The organism is Sphingomonas faeni (genome assembly GCF_003053745.1).
Lineage (GTDB): Bacteria > Pseudomonadota > Alphaproteobacteria > Sphingomonadales > Sphingomonadaceae > Sphingomonas > Sphingomonas faeni.
Genome location: NZ_QAYE01000019.1, coordinates 1 through 21,183, shown reverse-complemented (window position 1 = coordinate 21,183; position 21,183 = coordinate 1). Strand labels below are relative to the sequence as shown.

Genomic DNA, 21,183 nt, shown 5'->3' with positions numbered 1-21,183 from the left:
CAACCGTGCGACGGTGCGAGGTTCCGATCCACTGTCGTCTGTGGCACATCCTCCGGCATGGGTGGGGTAACACGAGCAGCGACTTGGCTGCGCAACGGCGCTTTCGGTGTGATCGCAATGCTGTCCGTCGGCGGACCGGCGGTCGCGCAGGACGACGCAGGGTTTCAGTCGTATATGCGCGAACTGCGTCAGCAGGCGCTGGCCGATGGTGTCAGCGCGCGTACGGCGGATGCGGTCTTTCCGACGCTGACGCTCAACCCCCGCGTGATCGAACTCGACCGGGCACAGCCGGGCGCAACGAACTCCAGCGCGATACCCGCCTTCGCGCCGTATCGCACGCAGCATGTCGACGCGGCGCGGATCGCTCGCGGTCGCCAGACCTATCAGGCGCAACGCTATCGGCTGCAGCGGATCGAGCAGCAGACCGGCGTTCCGGAATCAGTCATGGTCGCGATCTGGGGCCATGAGACGAACTACGGCAGCTACACCGGGGACTTCGACCTCCTGCGGTCGCTCGCGAGCCTTGCCTATGAAGGCCGGCGGAGGTCGCTGTTCGCGGGCGAGTTCATTGCCGGATTGAAGATGCTCGATCGCGGCGTGACGCGGTCGCAATTGAAGGGAAGCTGGGCAGGGGCCATGGGCAACCCGCAGTTCCTGCCGTCAATTTACCTGCGGATCGCACGAGACGGCGACGGCGATGGCCGCGCGGATATCTGGAACAGCCCCGCCGATACGCTCGCATCGATCGGCAACTATTTCGTCGATGCTGGCTGGCGCGCCGGCCAGCCCTGGGGTGTCGCGGTCAACGTACCCACGGGGTTCGACCGATCGCAGGTCCGCAACCGCCTCGTCTCGCCGCGCTGCCCGCGCGTGTTCGAACGGCATAGCGGCTGGCGGACGATCGCCGAGTGGCGCGCGTTGGGGGTCAGCCCGCAAAGCGGTAGAGCGCTGGATGGTTCGGTGATGGCGACGTTGCTCGAACCGGATGGCCCGGGCGCGACCGCGTATCTGCTGACCAGCAACTACCGCGTGATCCTCGATTACAATTGTTCGAATTTCTATGCGCTGTCGGTCGGGTTGCTGGCCGATGCGGTCGAGCGCTAGGGCCCTGAGCCTGGCGTTCGCGCTCGCCGCCTGTGGTCACGCGCGCGAAAGCGGTGGCGCGATCCTGTCGGCTGGCGGCGGACTGTACGGCAGCTATCAGGATACCGGCACGGCAAGCTGGTACGGCGACGAATTGTCGGGCAACCGCACGGCATCGGGCGAAGCGTTCGATCCGGATGCGATGACCGCGGCGCATCGCACGCTGCCGCTCGGGTCTTTCGTCGAAGTCACCTCGATCGAGACCGGCCGGTCGATCTTGGTCCGCATCAATGACCGCGGCCCCGGTCGTCGTGACCGGATGATCGACCTGTCCCGTGCCGCGGCGCACATGCTCGGCACCGACCGCCATCAGGTCGCAACCGTCCGTATCCGTGCGATCGTGCCGTCCCTGCGGGATGCCTCGCTGCTGCGGGCGGGTAAGGCGGTCGCCCTGCAACCCGCCGCCTATACCCGCGCGATGAGCGTCGACACCCTGCCGTCTCGTGCACCGGTGACGCTGGTACCTGGCCGTCGGTATCTGTTGCAGGTCGCGACCTTCTCGAACGAAGCGCGCGCTGCCGCATTGGCCAAGCGCCTCAATGCCGACGTTGTCGAAGGCGGTGGCCTGTACCGCGTCCGCATCGGCCCGTTCAAAGATGTTATCAGCCTGCAACGCGCGCGTGACGCGGTCGCCGAGCGCGGCTATGGCGATGCCCAGGTCCTGCCCACGGATTGAGTTCCCTTTTGCTCACGGAATACCCCATGAAGAAGCTGATCGTCGCACCGCTTGCCGCCCTCGCGCTGGCGCATCCGTCCATCGCCGCTGCGCCGCAGTTCCAGACCGCCGCGCCGATCGCGTACATGGAAGACCTGTCCTCAGGCGCGGTGTTGTTCTCGCGTGATGCCGACCGCCGCATGCCGCCCGCGTCGCTCGCCAAGATGATGACGGTGTATGTCGCGTTCGACATGGTCAAGAAGGGCGAGCTGAAGCTCGACCAGATGATGACCGTGCGCCCCGAGACCTGGGCGAAATGGCATGGCCCGACCGCCGGTTCGACGATGTTCCTGTCGTCCGGTGAGAACGTCAGCGTCGCCAACCTGCTTTACGGCATCGTCACACTATCGGGTAACGACGCGTGCATCGTGCTTGCCGAAGGGATCTCCGGTTCCGAACAGGCCTTCACCGAGCGTATGAACCGCAAGGCCGCCGAACTCGGCCTCAAGGACAGCCATTTCGGCACCGCGAACGGCTGGCCCGACAACGGCGTCACCTACGTCACTGCACATGACCTTGCGGAACTCGCAGCCGCGACGATCAACAACTATCCAGACCTCTACAGGCAGTTCTACTCGAAGCGCGACTTCACCTGGGGTAAGACGATGGGCGGCAGCGCCATCACCCAGGCAAACCGCGATCCGATCCTCGGTCGCGTCGCCGGTGCCGATGGCCTGAAGACCGGGCATACCGAGGAGGCGGGCTACGGCTTCACCGGCTCGGCCGTGCAAAACGGACGCCGCCTGGTCATGGTAGTCGCCGGCCTGACAAGCGCGGGGCAGCGCGCGGAGGAATCAGTGCGATTCATGGAGTGGGGCTTTCGCGCATGGCAGTCGAAGCCGATCGTCGCCAAGGGCAAGAAGGTCGAGACCGCAGCGGTCCAGCTCGGCGATGCCTCGTCGGTCGGTCTCGTCGCGCCCAAGGCACTGACCGTGACGCTGCCCGCCGGTACCTCGCCGAACCTTACTGCCAAGGTCGTGTATGAGGGCCCGATCAAGGCGCCGATCAAGGCTGGCCAGCACATTGCGGATCTCGTCGTAACGACGTCGGACGGCCTGCAGCAGCGCATGCCGCTAGTCGCAGACAAGGATGTCGCCGTAGCCGGCTTCTTCGGTCGTGCCTGGGCAGGCCTGACCGGGTTCTTCGGATGACGATGCATGTCCCGGACGCGCGACGGGCATGACTGAGATATTCGGCAACGCCGCCGCGCAGTCCGCTTTCCTTGCGGCGATGCGTGGCGGCGCGTTGCATCACGCCTGGCTGCTGACCGGACCGCAAGGTGTCGGCAAAGCGAGTTTCGCGCGGCTAGCGGCGATGCGAATGCTGGCTGACGGCGCCAATCCCGATGCCACTCCGGCTGGGTTCGACGTGCCGCAGGGCGACCGCACGCGGTCATTGATCGAGGCGGGGTCTCACCCGGATTACCGTGTGCTCGCGCGTCTTCCGAAGGATCCGGAGAAACCCGACCAGGACCTGGCGCGAAGCATCACCATCGCGCAGGTCCGCACGCTCCAGCCGCTGTTCGCGACGACGCCATCGATGAGTGCGCGCCGCGTGGTGGTGATCGATGCGATCGACGATCTCGAACGCGGCGGTGCCAATGCGTTGCTCAAGAACCTCGAGGAGCCGCCCGCTGGAACGATATTCCTGCTCGTCAGCCACGCACCCGGGCAACTGCTGCCGACGATCCGGTCGCGGTGCCGATTGCTGCGGTTCGAAGCACTGGGTCAAGACGAGGTGACGAAGGCGATCCGCGCACTCCGTCCCGAAGCGGATGACGAAGAGGTCGCCGCGCTAGTCCGTGCCAGCGACGGGGCGCCGGGCAGGGCGCTACGCTATGCCGGCCTGGACATCGCCGGCATCGACAGCGCGCTTGCCGATATCGCGAGTGACGGTGACCGCGACAATGGCCGCCGCCTCAAATTGGCAAAAGCGCTGGGGAGCAAGACCTCGCAACCGCGATACGAGGCGTTCCTGGACCGCGCGCAAGCCTTTGTCGCCGACCAGGCGCGCACGCGATCCGGACCCGCTTTGCGTACCGCGCTCGATGCCCATGCGGCTGCGCGCGATCTCGCCGGCGCGGCGGTTGGACTTTCGCTGGATGCGCAGGCGACCGTCTTTGAAATGGCCGGGATCGTCGCGTCGCTGCGCCAGTAAGCAGCGGAATCGTCCAAGCATCTCGGCCGGGCTATAGCGCGGGCTTCACCTGATCGGACCGATGCTCTAGGAGCGCGGCATGGCCGACCCCTTTTATATCACCACCGCGATCCACTATCCCAATGGCCGTCCGCATATCGGCCATGCCTATGAGATGATCGCCGCCGACGCGATCGCCCGGTTCCAACGTCAAGCGGGACGCGACGTGCTGTTCCAGACCGGTACCGACGAGCACGGTCTGAAGATGGCGCAGGCCGCGCGCGACCGGGGCATTCCGGTACGCGCATTCGCAGATGAGATGTCTTCGCATTTCAGCGTGATGGCCGATCGTCTTGGCATCTCCTATGACCGTTTCATTCGTACCGTGGACACGGATCACTACGCCGCAAGCCGTGCGATCTGGCAGGCTATGGCGGACTCGGGCGATCTGTATCTCGATCGCTACGAGGGCTGGTATTCGGTTCGCGACGAGGCGTTCTATGATGAATCGGAACTGACCGGGGAGGGCGATGATCGCCGTTCGCCGCAAGGTACGCCGGTCGAATGGACCGCCGAGGAAACGTGGTTCTTCCGCCTGTCGAAATACCAGCAGCCCCTGCTCGATCTCTACGCCGCCAACCCGGACTTTATCCGCCCCGAAAGCCGCCGCAACGAGGTGATGCGCTTCGTCGAGGGTGGTCTTAAGGATCTGTCGGTGTCGCGTACCAGCTTCGACTGGGGCGTGCCGGTGCCCGACAGCCCCGGGCACGTCATGTATGTGTGGGTCGACGCGCTGACGAACTACCTGACCGGTATCGGCTATCCCGACATGACGGGCGACAAGGCGAAGTTCTGGCCCGCCGATATCCATCTGATCGGCAAGGATATCGTCCGCTTCCACGCGGTCTACTGGCCCGCGTTCCTGTTGTCCGCGAACATTCCGCTGCCGAAAAGCGTGTTCGGTCACGGCTTCCTGCTCACACGCGGCGAAAAGATGTCGAAGTCTGTCGGCAACGTCGTCGATCCGATGGCGTTGGCGGACGCGTTCGGCGTCGACGCACTACGGTATTTCTTCTTACGGGAGGTCAGCTTCGGTCAGGACGGGAGCTATTCTCCCGAGGCAATCGTGACCCGTGTGAACGCCGAGCTGGCGAACAGCTTCGGCAATCTGGCGCAGCGGACTTTGTCCTTCATCGCGAAGAACTTGGAAGGCGTGTTTCCCTCTGCTGGCACGGTCCAGGAAGCGGATGGCATGTTGATCGAGGAGGTCATCGTCGCATGTGCCGGCTTCAAGGCAGGCTTTACTGATCTGGCCTTGTCGCAGGGTATCGAGGCCTGGATGCGCGGCGTCTTCGCCTGCAACCAGTATATCGACGCACAGGCGCCGTGGGCACTGCGCAAGACCGATCCCGATCGGATGCACGCCGTGTTACGCACGCTGGTGCGCGCGATCCGCATGCTGGCGATCGCGATCCTGCCGGTCGTGCCGAACTCCGCCGGTAAGGTGCTCGATCAGATCGGCGCGGTCGAGCGCGATCATGCCGCGATCGACGATGATCGCTGGTACGACCGGGTGGCTGCGTCCGACTTCCGGATTACGCCGCCATCCCCCGTCTTCCCCCGTCTCGAACTGCCCGCGGAGGCCTGATGCTCGCCGACAGCCATTGCCACCTCAACTACAAGGGGCTCGTCGAGGATCAGCAAGCCGTACTTGCACGGGCGCGAGCGCGGGGCGTGACGGCGATGCTGAACATCTCGACCCGCGAGAGCGAGTGGGATGATATCGTCGCGACCGCCGAGCGTGAGCCTGATGTATGGGCTACGATCGGCATCCATCCGAACGAGGCCGACACCTATCCCGATGTCGATGCCGCCAAGCTGATCGCGCGGGCACGCCATCCTCGCGTGGTGGGGCTGGGCGAGAGTGGCCTGGATTATTTCCGCGACACGTCGGATCGCGCCCGCCAGCAAGCGAGCTTTCGCGCGCACATAACGGCATCGCGCGAGACCGGGTTGCCGATCGTCGTCCACACCCGCGATGCCGAGGATGATACCGCCGCGATCATGGCCGAGGAAATGGGGAAGGGGGCCTATCCCGGCGTCATCCACTGTTTCACCGCAAGCGGAGCTTTCGCCGACAAGGCGTTGGACATGGGCCTTTATATCTCGATATCGGGTATCGTCACGTTCAAGAACGCACGTGATCTGCAAGAGACGGCCGCGCGCTTGCCCATCGAGCGACTTCTTATCGAGACCGACGCACCGTTTCTCGCGCCTGTACCGCATCGTGGCAAGACCGGAGAGCCCGGCTTCGTCGCCGACACGGCGAAATTCCTGGCCGACTTGCGCGGTGAGGATGTCGAAGACTTATCGCGCCGTACGGCCGAGAATTTCCACACGCTGTTCGGCAAGACGCGCGCATGAGGATCACCATCCTCGGATCGGGCACGTCGTCCGGCGTCCCGCGGATCGGCAACGATTGGGGCGACTGTGACCCTGCCGAACCACGCAACCGCCGCACGCGCGCGTCCGCGCTGATCGAGCATGATGGTACGCGCATCCTGATCGACACGAGCCCGGACATGCGCGAGCAACTTCTCGCGGCCAACGTCGACCGGGTCGACGCCGTTATCTGGACGCACGATCATGCGGATCACTGTCACGGTATCGACGACCTGCGCCAGCTCTACCACGCTGCGGGAACGCCGGTACGCGGCTATGCGCGACCCGCCACGCTCGCGGCGCTGGACTCGCGTTTCACCTATGCATTCCATGGCCGAGCCGGCTACCCGCCGACGATCGCGGCACAAACACTACCCGATCGGCTGACGGTAGGCGGGATCGAAATTCGTGTTACCGATCAACCTCACGGTAACGTCCACGCGGCTGGATTGCGGTTCGAAGCGGGTGGCGCTTCGATCGGATATGCTACCGATTTCAATATCATGACCGACGATATGGCCAAGCTTTACGAAGGGCTCGACGTTTGGGTCGTCGATGCGTTGCGACGACGACCGCATCCGACGCATATGGAATTGCCGGCCGTACTCGGATGGGTCGACCGACTGCTGCCGGGGCGTACCGCGCTTATCCATATGGATCACAGCATGGACTATGCGAGCCTGGTTGCCGAACTTCCGAAGGGCGTCGAGCCCGGATATGACGGGCTCGTGCTCGACGCATGACCGCAGACCGTGCAGCCCAGTTCGCGCTGTATGCCGTGATGCTGATCCTGCCGCTGTCGGCGCTGGTTGCCAGGCGAAGCGCCGTCAAGCCGATGCTCAAGATGGCGCTGGCATGGGTAGGCATCTTCGCTGTCGGTCTACTAATCGCAAGTCAACGGGATCGTCTGTCCGGTGTCATTGCGATGTTCGAGGACCAACAGGTCAGCGGAACCGAAACGCGCATACGCATGGCTGACGACGGTCATTTCTGGGCGGACGTGGAGATCAACGGGGTCGGTCGGCGCATGCTGATCGATAGCGGCGCCACTACGACGGCATTGTCGACGCAGACCGCCAAAGCGGCTGGCCTCGACCTGAGCGAAAGTCCGTTTCCCGTAATTCTCTCAACTGCCAACGGCCAGGTCACCGCACGGTCGGCGACTGCGAAACGCGTAGCCGTCGGAAATATCGTCATGACCGACCTGGGAATCGTGACGTCGCCGGCCTTCGAAGAGACGGACATCCTCGGCATGAATTTTCTGTCGCGGCTGGGTTCATGGCGGGTCGTCGGAAAGACGCTGATCCTCTCGCCACCATGATCCTCTATTTAACATAATGTCTATTATCGACCTTTGATTGTTTGAGGTACTTCGGTTGATATTTGAGTTGTTCCTAGGCGTCTTGATAGCCCAAACAGCTTACGTGTGATGACGACGCCCTGCTCGTCATGAGCGCTCATCCCTGGCTCAGCGTATGCGGTTCAACGATGAACGCTGCAATGACGGTGCCACCGATCCGGCACGATACCGTATCGAAGGTATCGTCCGGCATATGAAAAGGCTGAGGCAGCACCACGCTGCCTCAGCCCCTCTCTTTGCGCGCTACCTCGCGCTGGCAAGCGCTGCGGCGATCTCCGCGGACTTCGCTTGGCGCAACACACCGCAATGGCGGATGCTTTCCAGAGTGCGCTCGTAGTTGAGCAATCCGACGTTAGCCTTGCGGATCGAGGCGCCGACCTTGGCATCGATCCGGTCCGCCTGATCCGCACCGCACTGGACTGCGAGCGCCTGCGGCAGGCGGCTGGTAATGAAGATGCCGTTGCCACCGGCGAGAAGCTTGTCGTAGTTCGCCAGGATCCAGTCGATGCCGAGATCGCGCGTTTCCGCATTGCCCGCGACGCCGAAGATCAGCCCGATCCTGTCATAGCTCCGCATCCGCTTGTCTTCGAGCGACAGGAGATAATTGGCGGCGTCGGGCCGCCCACTGGACGCAGCGGCACCGAGAGCAGCTTGGCGGAAGCCCGGATCCTCGCTCGATAACGCCTTGTCGACCAGCATCTTCGCAGCGGGCAGACCGCCCTCCTCTGCCACCACGGTCAATGCAGCCCCGAGAAAGCCGGAGTCGAGCGCCGCGGTGTCGCCCGCCAGATACTTTTCCCCCGCTAACTTCAGTTTGTTGCGGACGGCGGGATCGCGCGCATCGTCCGCGACGAGATTGACCAGTTCGTGGCGCAGGTTCTGCCGGCCTGGATCATCCTTTGCATAGGCGCCCGCTGCCGGGTTGAACCCAAGTGCGGTCAGGCGCGGTGTGTAGATCGAGGCTAACAGCGCGCGGTAGGCGGGCAGTGAAGCGGCCGAGATGAGCCCCCGCGAGCGCAAACCGGCAATTCGCCGGCCGCCGTCGATGCTGGCGGTCGAGTCCGGATTTGCTGCGACCGCACGCGCTTCCGCGAACAGCCATGCGGCCGGTGCCTTGCCAGCGCGGAAAGCCGCCCACAGACTGTCTGTAGTGGCGAGCGCCTCGCCCGGGGACAACGTGCCCGAAGCCGCGATCAACGCCTGCCAATCCGCCGGTGCCATGTCGAAACGGTAATAGCCCGCACCGCCGACGTTCGGCATTATCAAGCCCGAGGCGGGCGCGACGATCGACGTTGTGGTCTTGTCGAGCAGCGTGCATTGCTTCGCCGCGCCGACCCGAACGCAGAACGGGATCGTCCAACTCAACGGCGGCGGAGACGATCCCAGGAAGGCATAGCGCGACTGGGACGCGACGATGCCGTTATCCTGCCGCCGGACGTCGATGACCGGAACGCCCTGCTGGTCGACGAACGATTTCAGTGCAGACAGCACGCGCGGATCCTTCGCCGCATCCGAGATCGATCGAAAGAACTGCTCGGATGTCGCATTGCCATACGCATGACGCTTGAGGTGAAGACGGACCCCCGCCTTGAACTTCTCGTCGCCGAGATAGGCGGCGATCATCGCGACCACCTGCCCGCCCTTGCCGTAGGTTATGCCGTCGAACGCGGAGTCGATCTGGCCGTTGTCTGTGATCGGCTGGTGGATCGGGCGTCCGACCTCCAGCGCGTCGGTGTTCATCGTGCCAAAGCCCTCATCCAGCGCGCCGACGCCGATGTTAAGCTCGGGCCGCCACGCATTGCCGATGCGATAGCCCATCCAGTTGGCGAAGCTTTCGTTCAGCCAGATGTCGTCCCACCATGCCGGCGTGACGAGGTCGCCGAACCATTGATGCGAGAGCTCGTGCGCGACGATCATCCCGAACGCCTGCTTGTCGGACGTCGTCGCGCCGGGCGAGAGGAAGATGATGCCGTCGCCATAGGTGTCCGCGCCCGCGTTTTCCATCGCGCCCGGCATGATCGGCGTACCGATCTGGTCGAGCTTGGGGAACGGGAACGGCTCGCCAAAATATTGCTCGAGCAGGGACACGATGCGTGGTGTCTCCGCCATCACATAGCCCATCTTGTCCTTCTGCGCGTGCGTCGCGACGGCGCCATACGGCATCGGCGTTGGCCGTTCGGGGGTCGCAGGGATCGTTCCGGTCTGGTGAACGAACGGCCCCGTATCGAAGGCGACGAGATAGGTCGGCAGTGGCTTGGTAACCGCGAGCTGGTGCTTCTCCATTCCCCCGGCGACCTTCGTGACGGAGACCTTTGGCGCGTTGCCGATCACGACCAGACCTGGATGCGTCGTGACGGACACGGTGAACGGCGTCTTGAAGCCAGGCTCGTCGAACCCGGGAAACGCAGCGCGTGCATCGATGCTTTCGAACTGCGTCCAGCTGTACCAGGCATCGCCGACCTTGACGTGGAACAGGCCGGAGGCGCTGTCCCCGAAATTGCCCGTGTAATCGAACGCCAGCGTCGCCGCGCCGGCAGGCAGGACATTCGCGAAGTCCAGCCGCGCCGTGCCACTCTGATCGACCTGCGTGAAGATCGCTGGGGTCGCCTTGCCACCTACCATCGCGACCGCCTTGCCAATCTTCAGGTCGCGACCGTGAATATAGAGGGATTTTGTCGCAGCCTTCAGCGTGACGTCGATCTCGTCATGTCCCGAAAACCGGTCAGCCTCGGGCAAAATGGTGAAGTCGAGGCGATACGCCTTGGGTATCGCCGCATCGGACAGACGCCCCTTCGGTGCGTTCGCATCGGGTACGATCGCCGCCTTGGCGGGCGCTTCCGTCATCGCCTTGGGACTTGCATGCGCGGTCGACGACAGCAGGAGAGCGGTGAAACCGATGAGGCATGAGGCGCGCATGTGAAGATTCCCGACGAAGGTGTAGTAGGGGTGTAAGTCAGCACCGAAGGCACTGCAAGCCTTCACTGGCCCTGCCCTCCAATCGCGCCGGGCGGAAAATTTCGAAGGTTTTCCTACACGCCGATGACGAGTAGCAGATGGCGTTCGACATCGTCTAAGGCTTGAGTATGCAGCAAGACACGCCGGTAAGCCCTTCCGATACCGCCATTTCAGCAAGGACGCCTTACCCGTCGATCGCCCCCGCCCCTGCGTTGCGGACCGCAGAGCCCTACGCCCGTGATGAACTGCTGCACGAGATCTTCGACGCCACGCGCGCGGCGCATTCCGACGCGACCGCGCTGCGGCTGATCGGCGCGGACGAGGAATACGACCGCAAGACCGAGTGGAGCTATACCGATCTCGCCACGCGCAGCCTCGCGCTCGCGCACCGCCTGCGCGCGATGGGGATCGGCCGCGGCGACCGCGTCGTGCTGTGCCTGCCGCGCGGGCTCGACCAGTATATGGCGATCCTCGGCGTGCTGCGCGCCGGCGCCGCCTATGTGCCGGTCGACTGGGGCTATCCGCAGGACCGCATCGACTTCATCGTCGAGGACAGCGAGGCCGCGCTGACGATCACCGTCGCTAGCCGCGTTGGCAACCTGAAGGGGAAAACGCTCGCGCTCGACGCCGCGCTGGGCGATCTCGCGGCGGAGCCGTCCGAACCGATCGGCCGCGACGTCACGCGGGCAACGCCGCAGGACCTCGCCTACATCATCTACACCTCGGGCACGACCGGCCGCCCCAAGGGCGTGATGATCTCCCACGGCAACGCGTGCCACCTGGTCCGCTCGGAAAGCGCGATCCTTGATCTCACGCCCGGCGACGTCGTGTTCGGCGGGTTCAGCCTCGCGTTCGACATGTCGGTCGAGACGATGTGGAGCGCGTTCTTCGTCGGTGCGGTCGTGCTCGTCGCAACCGAGGCGCTGGCGACCAGCGGGCCCGACGTGGCGATCGCGCTGGCCGAGGCAAACACGACGATCTGGCACGTCGTCCCCTCGCTGATCGCGCTGGTCGAGCATCCGGTACCGACGCTGCGCCTGCTCAACATGGGCGGCGAGGCGTGCCCGGCGGACCTGCCGCGCAGGCTGGCGCGACCGGGCCTCCGCCTGCTCAACACCTACGGCCCGACCGAGACGTCGGTCACCGCGACCTGGACCGAGGTGTTCCCCGGCCAGCGCGTCACGATCGGCAAGCCGCTCCCTGGCTACACCGCCTGGGTGGTCGACGAGCATATGCAGCCGGTCCCGGACGGCCAGGAAGGCGAACTCGTGATCGGCGGGCCGGGCGTCGGCGTCGGCTACGTCAACCGCCCCGACCTGACCGCCGAGAAGTTCATCATGACGCCGTTCGACGGGCCTTCCGGTGCCCCCGAACGCATCTACCGGTCGGGCGACCTGGTGAAGCTCGACGCGGCGGGCGACATCGATTTCGTCGGGCGCATCGATACGCAGGTGAAAATCCGCGGCTTCCGCGTCGAGTTGGCCGAGATCGAGGCGGTGATCGGCGAATGGCCCGGCGTCGCGCAGACCGTCGTCCAGCTCTTCACCGACGGCGATGGCTCCGAATTCCTCGCGGCCTTCTTGATCGCGCGTCCGGCCGAGGAGATCGACATGGTCGGCCTCAAGGTCCGCGTCGCCGAGCGGCTCCCCAATTACATGCGCCCCGCAGGCTACCAGTTGTTGTCACACCTGCCGACGCTGCCGGCCTCGGGAAAAGTCGACCGCAAGGCGCTGGTCAAGCCCGAGATCACCGTGACGTCGGACCGCGAGATGGTCGCACCCGCTACGCCGCTGGAGGAAAGCCTGCACCGCGTCTGGGCCGAGGCGTTCGCGCCGCAGCCGGTATCGGTGCTCGACGACCTGTTCGAGGATCTCGGTGGCCATTCGCTGAAGGCCGCACGGCTCGTCTCGGCGGCGCGAAAGGTGCGCGGCCTCGAAGGGCTGTCGCTCGAGGACGTCTATGCCGCGCCCACCATCCGCGCTCTGGCGCTCCGCATCGGCGGCACCACGCCCGTCGCGATTCTCGACGAGACCAGCTTCCATCATATCGCGCCGTGGAAGCGGCGGCTGTGCGTCGCCGCGCAGACACTCGCGCTGCTGCCGATCTACACGCTGGCGGGGCTCCAGTGGTTCTCGCCCTATCTCGCCTACACGCATCTCGCCGGCGACATGCCGCGGGTCGACGCACTGATCCTCAGCGGGCTGTTCTTCACGGTCGTGCCGATCGCGTCGATGTTCCTGTCGATCGCGCTCAAATGGCTGATCGTCGGACGGTTCAAGGCGGGCGATTACCCGCTCTGGGGCAGCTATTATTTCCGCTGGTGGCTGGTCCGCCGGATCATCGGCGTCACCGCGACGCCGTATCTCGCGGGCACGCCGATGATCCGCGGCTATTACCGGATGATGGGCGCGAAGATCGGCGAGCGCGTCCATATCGGCACCGGGATCATCGATACCGCCGACCTGCTCCACGCCGACGACGATGCGATCATCAGCGACCAGTCGGTGCTCTCGACCAGCTCGGTCGAGCGCGGATTGCTCCGCCTCGGCACGGTAAAGCTCGGCAAGGGCGCGTTCGTCGGGTCGATGGCGGTAGTCGGCCGCAACGCGGCGCTTGGCGACGACGCGATGCTCGACGACCTGTCCGCGCTGCCCGCCGAAACGACGATCCCCGCCGGCCAGCGTTGGGCGGGTTCGCCTGCCGCGCATGACGGCGATGCGCCCCGCCGCCCGGCGACCCCAGCGCCACGCAACGCCGGGCCGGCGATCGGCCTGTTCCTGTGCGCGCTGATCCTGCCGCTGGTCGCAATCCTGCCGATCGCACCGGGCCTGATCGCGCTGATGGAGATCGACTGGGCGACCAGTGGCTATGCCTATGTCGCGGTCGCGCCGTTGCTCGCGGTCACCTATGTCGTGATGATGTGCGTGCTGACGGTGGCGGCCAAGCGGCTGATCCTCGGTCGCGTCGCCCCTGCCGTCTATGCACTGAACAGCGGGTTCTACGTCCGCTACTGGTTCGTGCAGCAGATCAATGACCTCGCGCTGCGCCTGCTCCACCCGATCTTCGCGACTCTGTACGTAGTGCCGTGGTACCGTGCGCTCGGCGTGAAGGTGGGCCGTCGCGCGGAAATCTCGACCGCCAGCGCAATCGTGCCGGACCTGGTCGAGATCGGCGAGGAGAGCTTCATCGCCGACTCGGTGATCTTCGGCGCCGCGCGGATCGGCCACGGCACGATCGAACTCGCGCATACCAAGATCGGCCGCCGCAGCTTCATCGGCAACTCCGCGCTGCTACCGAGCGGCACGCAGATCGGCGACGAGGTGCTCGTCGGCGTGCTGTCGAAGCCGCCGAGCGATCCCGCGCTCGCCACCGAGGCGGGCAGCACCTGGTTCGGCTCGCCCGCGATCAAGCTGCCGGTACGACAGGTCAACACGATGTTCGACGAAGGCGCGCGGTTCAATCCGTCGCGCGCGCTGATCGCCACGCGCCTGTCGATCGAGGCGGTCCGCACCACCTTGTCGCTGACCGCGTTCCTGGTGTTCTTCAGCCTGCTGCTGTCGGTGGTCGGCGACATCGACGATCTCGACAATGGTGGGCTGCTGGTCGCTGCGACCTTCCCGTTCCTGTACGTCGGCTTCTGCCTCGCCTGCGGGATCTTCGTCCTCGCGCTCAAATGGCTCGTCGTGGGTCGCTACAAGGTCACCACCGCGCCGCTGTGGAGCCCCTTCGTCTGGCGCACCGAACTGGTGACCGCGACCTACGAGAACCTCGCCGTCGCCAATTTGCTCGAACCACTCCGGGGAACGCCGTGGATCGCGCTGTACCTGCGCCTGATGGGCGCACGGATCGGCAAGCGCTGCTACATCGACACCACCGACCTGACGGAGCACGACCTCGTCGATATCGGCGACGACGTCGCGCTCAACGATTTCGCCGGCTTGCAGACGCACCTGTTCGAGGACCGCGTGATGAAGGTCGGTGCGATCCGCGTCGGCGACCGCGCGACGATCGGCTCGCTTGCGATCGTGCTGTACGATGCCGAGATCGGCGCGGACGCGCAGCTCGGCGATCTATCGGTGGTGATGAAAGGCGAGACGCTCCCCGACGGCACGAGCTGGGACGGGAGCCCGGCGCGGATCGCCGTGGCGACGTGACGCCGATCTGGCACGACGGTCCACTCGAGGCACTCGTCTGGAACGGGCAGTCGCCAGTCGCGTGGAGCGTTGCCGAGGACGGACTGTACGCCGCTGGCCTGCAAGGCGATGCGCGCGCGATCCGGCAGGGTCTGGCCGCCGCCCTGATCCGCAAAGTCGCCGGCGACTCAGACGATGTTCGACTGACACGCAGTCCGGCCGGCGCGCCGATCGTTTCCGCTCCCGGCCGCTGGCATCTCAGCCTCTCGAGTCGCGGTGCACGCGCCCTGATCGGCGTCGCACGCCAGCCGATCGCGGTCGACCGCGAGGTCATCGACGACCACCCGCCCCTCTGGGACATGCTCACCAAGACCGAAGCCGACGCGCTCCGTCACCTGCCCGCTCTCGCGCAATCCCGCAATTGGCTCCGCCGCTGGACGATCAAGGAAGCGCACGCGAAACTCATCGGCGAACCCCGCCGCATTCGCCCCGAGACGATCGAAACCGTCGTGGCCGATCCGACCCACGCGACTGCGACCTTCGAAGGCACTTCGCGCTGCTGGACCCGTTCGACCAGCGACGCGATCGAAACCATCGCGCAGTGGAGCCAGCCATGACCAGAATCCTGACCCGCCGCTACGAGGACAAGGATCGCGCCGCCGTCCTCGCCATCTTCGACTCGAATCTCCCCGAGTATTTCGGCGACGGCGACCGCGAATGGCTGGAAGAAACGCTCGACGACCCCGACGGCCCGGCATTCGTGGTCGACGTCGACGGCGTCCCCGGCGCGTTCGGCGGCTACGAGATCTGGGAGCATTACAACAAGGCGCTGCTCTTCTGGGGCATGGCCGCGCGCGCGCATCACGGATTGGGCCTCGGCAAGCTACTCCTCTTCGAACGCCTGCTGGACGTCGCAACCTCAGCCGAACCGCGCACGCGCTACGTCACCGTCGACACCTCGCCCCAAGTCTCGCCGTTCTTCCAGCATTGCGGGTTCGAGCTGACGAGCGTCTGGCCCGGCGGCTACCGGTCCGGCATGGACATGCACGAACTCCGCTTCGACCTCGCGGGGGCGGCGCTCGACGACCTAACGGGCAGACGCGACGCTGCTTTTGCGCGATGTACGGCCTGATACGGTCCAGTCTTCATCTACCACGCCCTCGATGTTTCGGCGTACGTTCTGGATCAAAAAATCTCGTTCTATAAGGCTTCTCTATGATCGAACGTCTCGTCGCCATCATGGCCCGGTTGCGCGATCCCGTCGAAGGTTGCGACTGGGACCGTGTGCAGACCTGGTCGACGATCGCACCCTACACGATCGAGGAAGCCTATGAAGTCGCCGACGCGATCGAACGGAACGATCCCGGGGATCTAAAGGACGAACTGGGCGACCTGCTGCTTCAGGTCGTGTTCCATAGCCGCATTGCCGAGGAAGCCGGCGCCTTCACGCTGGCCGACGTCGTGACCTCGATTGCCGACAAGATGGAACGACGTCATCCGCATATATTCGGGGACGTGGAACAGTCGCCTGGATGGGAAGCGATCAAGGCGCAGGAGCGTTCGGCGAAATCGGACAGCAGCGCGTTGGCGGGGGTCGCACTTGGCCTTCCGGCACTGTCGCGGGCCGACAAGTTGCAAAGACGCGCGGGGCGTGTGGGCTTCGACTGGCCGGATGCGAGCGGGCCGCTGGCGAAAGTCCACGAGGAGATCGAGGAGGTTCGCGAAGCTCCTTCCGAGAAGCTTGCAGAAGAAGTTGGTGACCTGTTGTTCGCGGTGACCAACTGGGCGCGACATCTCGAAGTAGACGCGGAAAGCGCATTACGCGCTAGCAATCTGAAGTTCGAGGCGCGATTCCGGGCGATCGAGGATCTCGGCGGCGATGCGTTCGCCGGCATGACCCTCGATCAGAAGGAGGAACTATGGCAGGTGGTCAAACGTCGCGGCGGGTGAACCGGTCGTAATCCGCATCGGACAGTCGCACGTCATATGTCGTCTCGAGCTCGTCATCGACGCTCCCGAACACTTCGCCATGCGCATGCAGCCAAGCAGCGCCCGAGCCATCGCTGGCATCGAGCGTGATCCGGTAGCGCCGATGCGCCCCCGTCAGCTTTGCCGCGATCTGCTCGATCAGATGCGGCACCCCTTCCCCGCTCAGCGCCGAGATCGCCACGACGTCGTCGCGCCGCGCCGCTTCGCCGGCGATCTCGTCGTGCGCGTCGGGGTCGAGCAAGTCGAGCTTGTTCCAAACCTCGAACCGCGGCGTATTGTCGTCGACGCCGATCTCGGCCAGCACCGTCTCGACATCGGCACGCTGCGCCTCCGAATCCGGGTGGGCGATATCACGGACATGGACCAGCAGATCGGCGGACACGACCTCTTCCAAAGTTGCCTTGAACGCGGCGACCAACTGCGTCGGCAGGTCAGAAACGAAGCCGACGGTGTCCGACAGGATCGCCTTGTCCAGCCCGGGGAGCTGAATCTGACGTAGCGTCGGGTCTAGCGTTGCGAACAACAGATCCTCCGCCGTCACGTCGGCACCGGTCACGCGATTGAACAATGTCGACTTACCCGCATTGGTATAGCCGACCAGCGCGATCACCGGCCACGGCGCGCGCTGGCGCCGTTCACGGTGTAGCCCGCGCGTCCGGCTGACCTGCTCGAGCTCACGCTTCAATCGCGCCATCCGGTCGCGGATCAAACGACGATCCGCTTCGATCTGGGTCTCGCCCGGACCGCCAAGGAAGCCGAAACCGCCGCGCTGACGTTCGAGATGGGTCCAGCTCCGCACGAGCCGGCCAGCCTGGTAATCGAGATGCGCGAGTTCGACCTGCAAGCGCCCCTCGGCGGTCGCGGCGCGCTCACCGAAGATCTCCAGGATAAGCCCGGTGCGGTCGATGACCTTGGTTCCGAGCGCCTTTTCGAGATTACGCTGCTGGATCGGACTGAGGCTCGCGTCGAACACGACGAGCCCCGCCTCTTCCATGCGCACCTGCGTTGCGAGCAGTTCGACCTGCCCGCTGCCGATCAGCGTAGCCGGCTTGGGCTGGCGGACACGGTAGGCGATCCGCTCGACCACCTCGACGCCGATCGCCGCGGCGAGACCAGCGGTCTCCCCCAGGCGCGCATCGACGTCGCGCGTGGCGTCGCCCTGGTCGGGCAGCACCACGATCGCGCGCGCGCCACGCGTGAACTCGTCCCGATCGCGTTCGAAACCACTACTCAATCGTCATCGTCCGTTTCATCCGTGTCAGTGGGCTCTTCGGCAAGGTTCAGCGGGCGTGCCGGCTGGATCGTCGAGACAGCGTGCTTGTAGACGAGTTGTGCCATGCCTTCACGCTGGAGCAGCATGCAAAACAGGTCGAAACCTGCGATTTGGCCCTGCAGCATGACGCCGTTGATGAGGAACATCGTCACGCTGTCTTCGGATTTTCGCACCGCGTTGAGGAAAATATCCTGCAAAAGCGGGTGCTTTTTCTGGTTTTCTCCCACCGCATGGACGATCGCCGAGACGTCCATGGGCCCAGCAGGCATGATCGTCGAGATCGCATGCTTGTAGATCAGTTGCGACTGGCCGTCGCGGCGCAACAGGACGGAAAAATTATCGAACCATGTAACGATGCCCTGGAGCTTTACGCCCTTGACGAGGAACATGGTGACCGGCGTCTTGGAGCGCCGGAGTGCGTTCAGGAACAGATCCTGAAGCGAGCCTGGTTTATCGGCCAATGGGATAACCCTTTGTTTTTGGCGGGACTTTGCCCGCGAGGCGCCGTTTCCCGGCGTCGGAGATGCACCCGGTTACCGGGCGCGGTACTGATCTATGATCGCTGCCCTGCTATATCCAGAGGGCGGCGAAATTACGGCGTCTATTCCTCGCGGGTTTCGGTGATGCCGAGCAGCTTCAATTTTCGATGAAGCGCCGAACGCTCCATGCCGATGAAGCTGGCCGTCCGCGAGATATTTCCCGAGAAACGTCGGATCTGCACGCGAAGATATTCGCGCTCGAACGTCTCGCGCGCTTCCCGCAGAGGTGAACCCATGATCGCGGTCGATCCGGCCGATCCGATATCGCCCTGATCGCCGAGAACTTCGGCCGGCAACAGGTCGAGGTCGATCCGCCCGATCCGGTCTCCCGGCGCCAGAATGATCGTGCGCTCGACAACGTTGCGCAACTGCCGGACATTTCCCGGCCAGTCGTAGGATTGCAACGCAACCATCGCATCCGGCGCGATTTCCGGCGTCGGCACGCGGCGCTCGGACGCGTAATGCGCAATGAAATGCTGGACCAGCGCGGGGATGTCCTCTCGACGATCGGACAGCGGCGGGATCATCACCGGTACGACATTGAGCCGGTAATACAGGTCCTCGCGGAACCGTCCTTCGGCGATTTCGAAAACGAGGTCGCGGGCCGTCGCGGAGACGACACGAACGTCGACCTTGACGACGCGCGTACCACCTACCCGCGTAAAGCTCTGGTCAGTCAGGGCGCGGAGGATGCGGGCCTGCGTCGCGATCGGCATGTCAGCGATCTCGTCGAGGAACAACGTGCCGCCATGCGCCTGTTCGAACAGACCGGGACGGACGAGATCGCCCGCTTCCTCGACCCCGAACAGTTCCTCGTCCATGCGCTCGGGCGTCATCCGCGCGGCGCTGACGATGATGAACGGCGCGTCAGTCCTCAGGCTCCAGCCGTGCAGCAGGCGCGCGGCGACTTCCTTGCCGACTCCCGCCGCGCCCATGATGAGGACCCGACTGCCGGTTGCAGCTACCCGCTTCAAGGTCGCGCGAACACCGTTGATCGAGCCCGAACTGCCGGTCAAGTCGGTTTCGCGGCCGACCGTAGCCCGCAGTGTCGCCACCTCGCGACGGAGCCGTTCGGTCTCGGTTGCCCGCGCAACCATCAGCAAAAGCCGTTCGGCCTCGAACGGCTTTTCGATGAAGTCAGACGCACCGCGGCGGATCGCGGCGACGGCCGTATCGAGGTTGCCGTGACCTGAAATCACCAGCACCGGGATCGACGGATCGCGACGCTTGATCTCGTCGAGAAGCTCCAGCCCATCGAGACGCGAGCCCTGCAGCCACACATCGAGCAGCACCAGCGACGGACGCCGCGCCGCGATTGCTTCCAGCGCGGAATCGCTGTCGCCAGCGTCGCGTGTTTCATAGCCTTCGTCCTCCAGGACGCCGGCTACGAGTTCGCGAATGTCACGTTCGTCGTCCACGACGAGAATATCGAGCGCCATTAAATCATGTCCGGTTGCGGGTCATCGTGTCGAGTCGGCCCTCCCCAGCCAACTCGGATGCGGATGCCCCTTGGTCGAGCGCGGCCAGCGCCTTGGCGTCGAAGGTCATGGTGACGAGTGTACCGCCCCCCGGCCGATCGGAAAAGCCGATCGTGCCGCAATGCTCCTCGATGATCTTCTTGACGATGGCAAGGCCGAGGCCTGTGCCACGGGCACGGGTCGTTACATAAGGTTCGACGATCCTGTCCCGCTCCGCGGGTAGCCCGATGCCGGTGTCCGCCACTGCGATGCCGACCGTGTTGGCATCGTTCGTCAATGTCATCGTGACCGATCCGCCGGGTTCACCCCGCGTTTCAATAGCTTCCACCGCGTTCTTGACGATGTTCGTGAGCGCCTGCCCGATCTGGCGGCGGTCGCAAACCAGCGTGAGACCCGGATCGTCCTGCACCAGCTGGAAGCTGATCGCGGGATGCGCGACCTCGTGCAGGAACAGCGCCTGGCGCGCGGCATCGACCAGCGATTCCTCGCGGAACACCGGCTTCGGCATCCGCGCGAACGAGGAGAATTCATCGACCATGCGACGAAGATCGCCGACTTGGCGGATGATCGTGTCGGTCAATCGCGAGAACGTACCGTCCTGCGCCTCGATCTTGCCACCATAGCGACGCTGAAGCCGCTCGGCCGCAAGCTGGATCGGTGTCAGCGGGTTCTTGATCTCATGCGCGATCCGGCGAGCGACGTCCGACCAGGCCGCGCGGCGTTGATCGAGCAATTGCTGCGTGATGTCGTCGAACGTCAGGATCGGGCCAGTAGCCGGCCGGGCAATGCGCACGGCAAGCGTACGAACCTCGCTCCCCTGGCCGACTTCGACGATCGCTTCCCGGTCGCCACCATCAAGCATCGCGTCGAGCTCGGGCGCGACATCCACCAGACGCCGTCCGACCAGCCCGCCAGTATCGGTGCCTAGGGCTCAGACTCATTCACAGCCAGAAGGCGACAGCGGTTGCGAGAGCTACGGCTGAGAGGAAGTTGGCGGCGAGCTTGTCGTAACGGGTAGCG

15 protein-coding genes and 2 pseudogenes are annotated in these 21,183 nt (G+C 64.7%); 12 read left to right on the top strand and 5 right to left on the bottom strand.

All coding sequences use genetic code 11. From position 1 onward, the window contains the following. Positions 1-117 precede the first annotated feature (117 nt). The 8 genes from C8J25_RS19520 (at position 118) to C8J25_RS19485 (ending at position 7,757) form a co-directional block, all read left to right on the top strand. Positions 118-1,104: a lytic murein transglycosylase gene (locus tag C8J25_RS19520; protein ID WP_244187238.1), complete on the top strand. Its 987-nt coding sequence runs from the start codon at positions 118-120 to the stop codon at positions 1,102-1,104. Beyond that, positions 1,088-1,819 carry a septal ring lytic transglycosylase RlpA family protein gene (locus C8J25_RS19515; protein ID WP_107956010.1) on the top strand — a complete coding sequence of 244 codons (732 nt, stop codon included), beginning with the start codon at positions 1,088-1,090 and terminating at the stop codon, positions 1,817-1,819. The genes C8J25_RS19520 and C8J25_RS19515 overlap by 17 nt, the downstream gene beginning before the upstream one ends. A gap of 26 nt (positions 1,820-1,845) precedes the next feature. Continuing rightward, on the top strand, positions 1,846-3,009 hold the full coding sequence (locus C8J25_RS19510; RefSeq protein WP_107956009.1) for a D-alanyl-D-alanine carboxypeptidase family protein: 1,164 nt from the start codon (positions 1,846-1,848) through the stop codon (positions 3,007-3,009). 28 nt (positions 3,010-3,037) lie between these two features. Continuing rightward, positions 3,038-4,015, top strand: coding sequence for an AAA family ATPase (locus C8J25_RS19505; protein WP_107956008.1), 978 nt, complete (start codon positions 3,038-3,040; stop codon positions 4,013-4,015). Positions 4,016-4,094: 79 nt separating this feature from the next. Beyond that, complete coding sequence (gene metG, locus C8J25_RS19500) at positions 4,095-5,642, top strand: methionine--tRNA ligase (RefSeq protein ID WP_107956007.1); 1,548 nt, start codon at positions 4,095-4,097, stop codon at positions 5,640-5,642. After that, positions 5,642-6,418, top strand: coding sequence for a TatD family hydrolase (locus C8J25_RS19495; RefSeq protein WP_107956006.1), 777 nt, complete (start codon positions 5,642-5,644; stop codon positions 6,416-6,418). Before metG ends, C8J25_RS19495 begins: the two co-directional genes overlap by 1 nt. Beyond that, entirely contained in the window at positions 6,415-7,179 is a 765-nt protein-coding gene (locus C8J25_RS19490) for an MBL fold metallo-hydrolase (RefSeq protein WP_107956005.1), read from the top strand. Before C8J25_RS19495 ends, C8J25_RS19490 begins: the two co-directional genes overlap by 4 nt. Then, on the top strand, positions 7,176-7,757 hold the full coding sequence (locus C8J25_RS19485; protein WP_107956004.1) for a retropepsin-like aspartic protease family protein: 582 nt from the start codon (positions 7,176-7,178) through the stop codon (positions 7,755-7,757). The genes C8J25_RS19490 and C8J25_RS19485 overlap by 4 nt, the downstream gene beginning before the upstream one ends. Before the next feature lie 282 nt (positions 7,758-8,039). On the opposite strand, the gene C8J25_RS19480 is transcribed toward C8J25_RS19485, so the two are convergent. Beyond that, positions 8,040-10,712 (bottom strand): M1 family metallopeptidase, encoded by a 2,673-nt coding sequence (locus tag C8J25_RS19480; RefSeq protein WP_167397782.1) that lies wholly within the window; start codon positions 10,710-10,712, stop codon positions 8,040-8,042. Between the two features lie 167 nt (positions 10,713-10,879). Between C8J25_RS19480 and C8J25_RS19475 the strand changes: the two genes are divergently transcribed. From C8J25_RS19475 to mazG, 4 genes are all read left to right on the top strand, one after another. Beyond that, entirely contained in the window at positions 10,880-14,905 is a 4,026-nt protein-coding gene (locus tag C8J25_RS19475) for a Pls/PosA family non-ribosomal peptide synthetase (protein ID WP_107956003.1), read from the top strand. Then, on the top strand, positions 14,902-15,501 hold the full coding sequence (locus tag C8J25_RS19470; RefSeq protein ID WP_107956002.1) for a 4'-phosphopantetheinyl transferase family protein: 600 nt from the start codon (positions 14,902-14,904) through the stop codon (positions 15,499-15,501). The genes C8J25_RS19475 and C8J25_RS19470 overlap by 4 nt, the downstream gene beginning before the upstream one ends. Continuing rightward, on the top strand, positions 15,498-16,016 hold the full coding sequence (locus C8J25_RS19465; RefSeq protein WP_107956001.1) for a GNAT family N-acetyltransferase: 519 nt from the start codon (positions 15,498-15,500) through the stop codon (positions 16,014-16,016). The genes C8J25_RS19470 and C8J25_RS19465 overlap by 4 nt, the downstream gene beginning before the upstream one ends. Before the next feature lie 83 nt (positions 16,017-16,099). Further along, positions 16,100-16,834, top strand: coding sequence for a nucleoside triphosphate pyrophosphohydrolase (gene mazG / locus C8J25_RS19460; RefSeq protein WP_107956000.1), 735 nt, complete (start codon positions 16,100-16,102; stop codon positions 16,832-16,834). Here mazG and hflX read toward each other — a convergent pair. From hflX to C8J25_RS19440, 4 genes and pseudogenes are all read right to left on the bottom strand, one after another. Continuing rightward, positions 16,815-18,107, bottom strand: coding sequence for a GTPase HflX (gene hflX, locus C8J25_RS19455; protein WP_107955999.1), 1,293 nt, complete (start codon positions 18,105-18,107; stop codon positions 16,815-16,817). The two genes, mazG and hflX, sit on opposite strands and share 20 nt — an antisense overlap. After that, a pseudogene (hfq, locus tag C8J25_RS19450) lies at positions 18,104-18,670 on the bottom strand (RNA chaperone Hfq); the annotation flags it as partial. The pseudogene hfq and the gene hflX, both read right to left, overlap by 4 nt. A 77-nt stretch (positions 18,671-18,747) precedes the next feature. Beyond that, the gene (gene ntrX, locus C8J25_RS19445) at positions 18,748-20,124 is read right to left on the bottom strand and encodes a nitrogen assimilation response regulator NtrX (protein WP_056058755.1); all 1,377 of its coding nucleotides are present in this window, start codon (positions 20,122-20,124) and stop codon (positions 18,748-18,750) included. Positions 20,125-20,128: 4 nt separating this feature from the next. Further along, positions 20,129-21,070 (bottom strand): annotated as a pseudogene (locus C8J25_RS19440) (sensor histidine kinase); the annotation flags it as partial. Positions 21,071-21,183 lie beyond the last annotated feature (113 nt).

Coding starts and splice junctions, on each gene's coding strand:
- C8J25_RS19520 (WP_244187238.1), top strand. CDS start 118: ATGCTGTCCGTCGGCGGACCGGCGGTCGCGCAGGACGACGCAGGGTTT.
- C8J25_RS19510 (WP_107956009.1), top strand. CDS start 1,846: ATGAAGAAGCTGATCGTCGCACCGCTTGCCGCCCTCGCGCTGGCGCAT.
- mazG (WP_107956000.1), top strand. CDS start 16,100: ATGATCGAACGTCTCGTCGCCATCATGGCCCGGTTGCGCGATCCCGTC.
- metG (WP_107956007.1), top strand. CDS start 4,095: ATGGCCGACCCCTTTTATATCACCACCGCGATCCACTATCCCAATGGC.
- C8J25_RS19515 (WP_107956010.1), top strand. CDS start 1,088: ATGCGGTCGAGCGCTAGGGCCCTGAGCCTGGCGTTCGCGCTCGCCGCC.
- C8J25_RS19505 (WP_107956008.1), top strand. CDS start 3,038: ATGACTGAGATATTCGGCAACGCCGCCGCGCAGTCCGCTTTCCTTGCG.
- C8J25_RS19495 (WP_107956006.1), top strand. CDS start 5,642: ATGCTCGCCGACAGCCATTGCCACCTCAACTACAAGGGGCTCGTCGAG.
- C8J25_RS19490 (WP_107956005.1), top strand. CDS start 6,415: ATGAGGATCACCATCCTCGGATCGGGCACGTCGTCCGGCGTCCCGCGG.
- ntrX (WP_056058755.1), bottom strand. CDS start 20,124: ATGGCGCTCGATATTCTCGTCGTGGACGACGAACGTGACATTCGCGAA.
- C8J25_RS19475 (WP_107956003.1), top strand. CDS start 10,880: ATGCAGCAAGACACGCCGGTAAGCCCTTCCGATACCGCCATTTCAGCA.
- C8J25_RS19485 (WP_107956004.1), top strand. CDS start 7,176: ATGACCGCAGACCGTGCAGCCCAGTTCGCGCTGTATGCCGTGATGCTG.
- C8J25_RS19465 (WP_107956001.1), top strand. CDS start 15,498: ATGACCAGAATCCTGACCCGCCGCTACGAGGACAAGGATCGCGCCGCC.
- C8J25_RS19480 (WP_167397782.1), bottom strand. CDS start 10,712: ATGCGCGCCTCATGCCTCATCGGTTTCACCGCTCTCCTGCTGTCGTCG.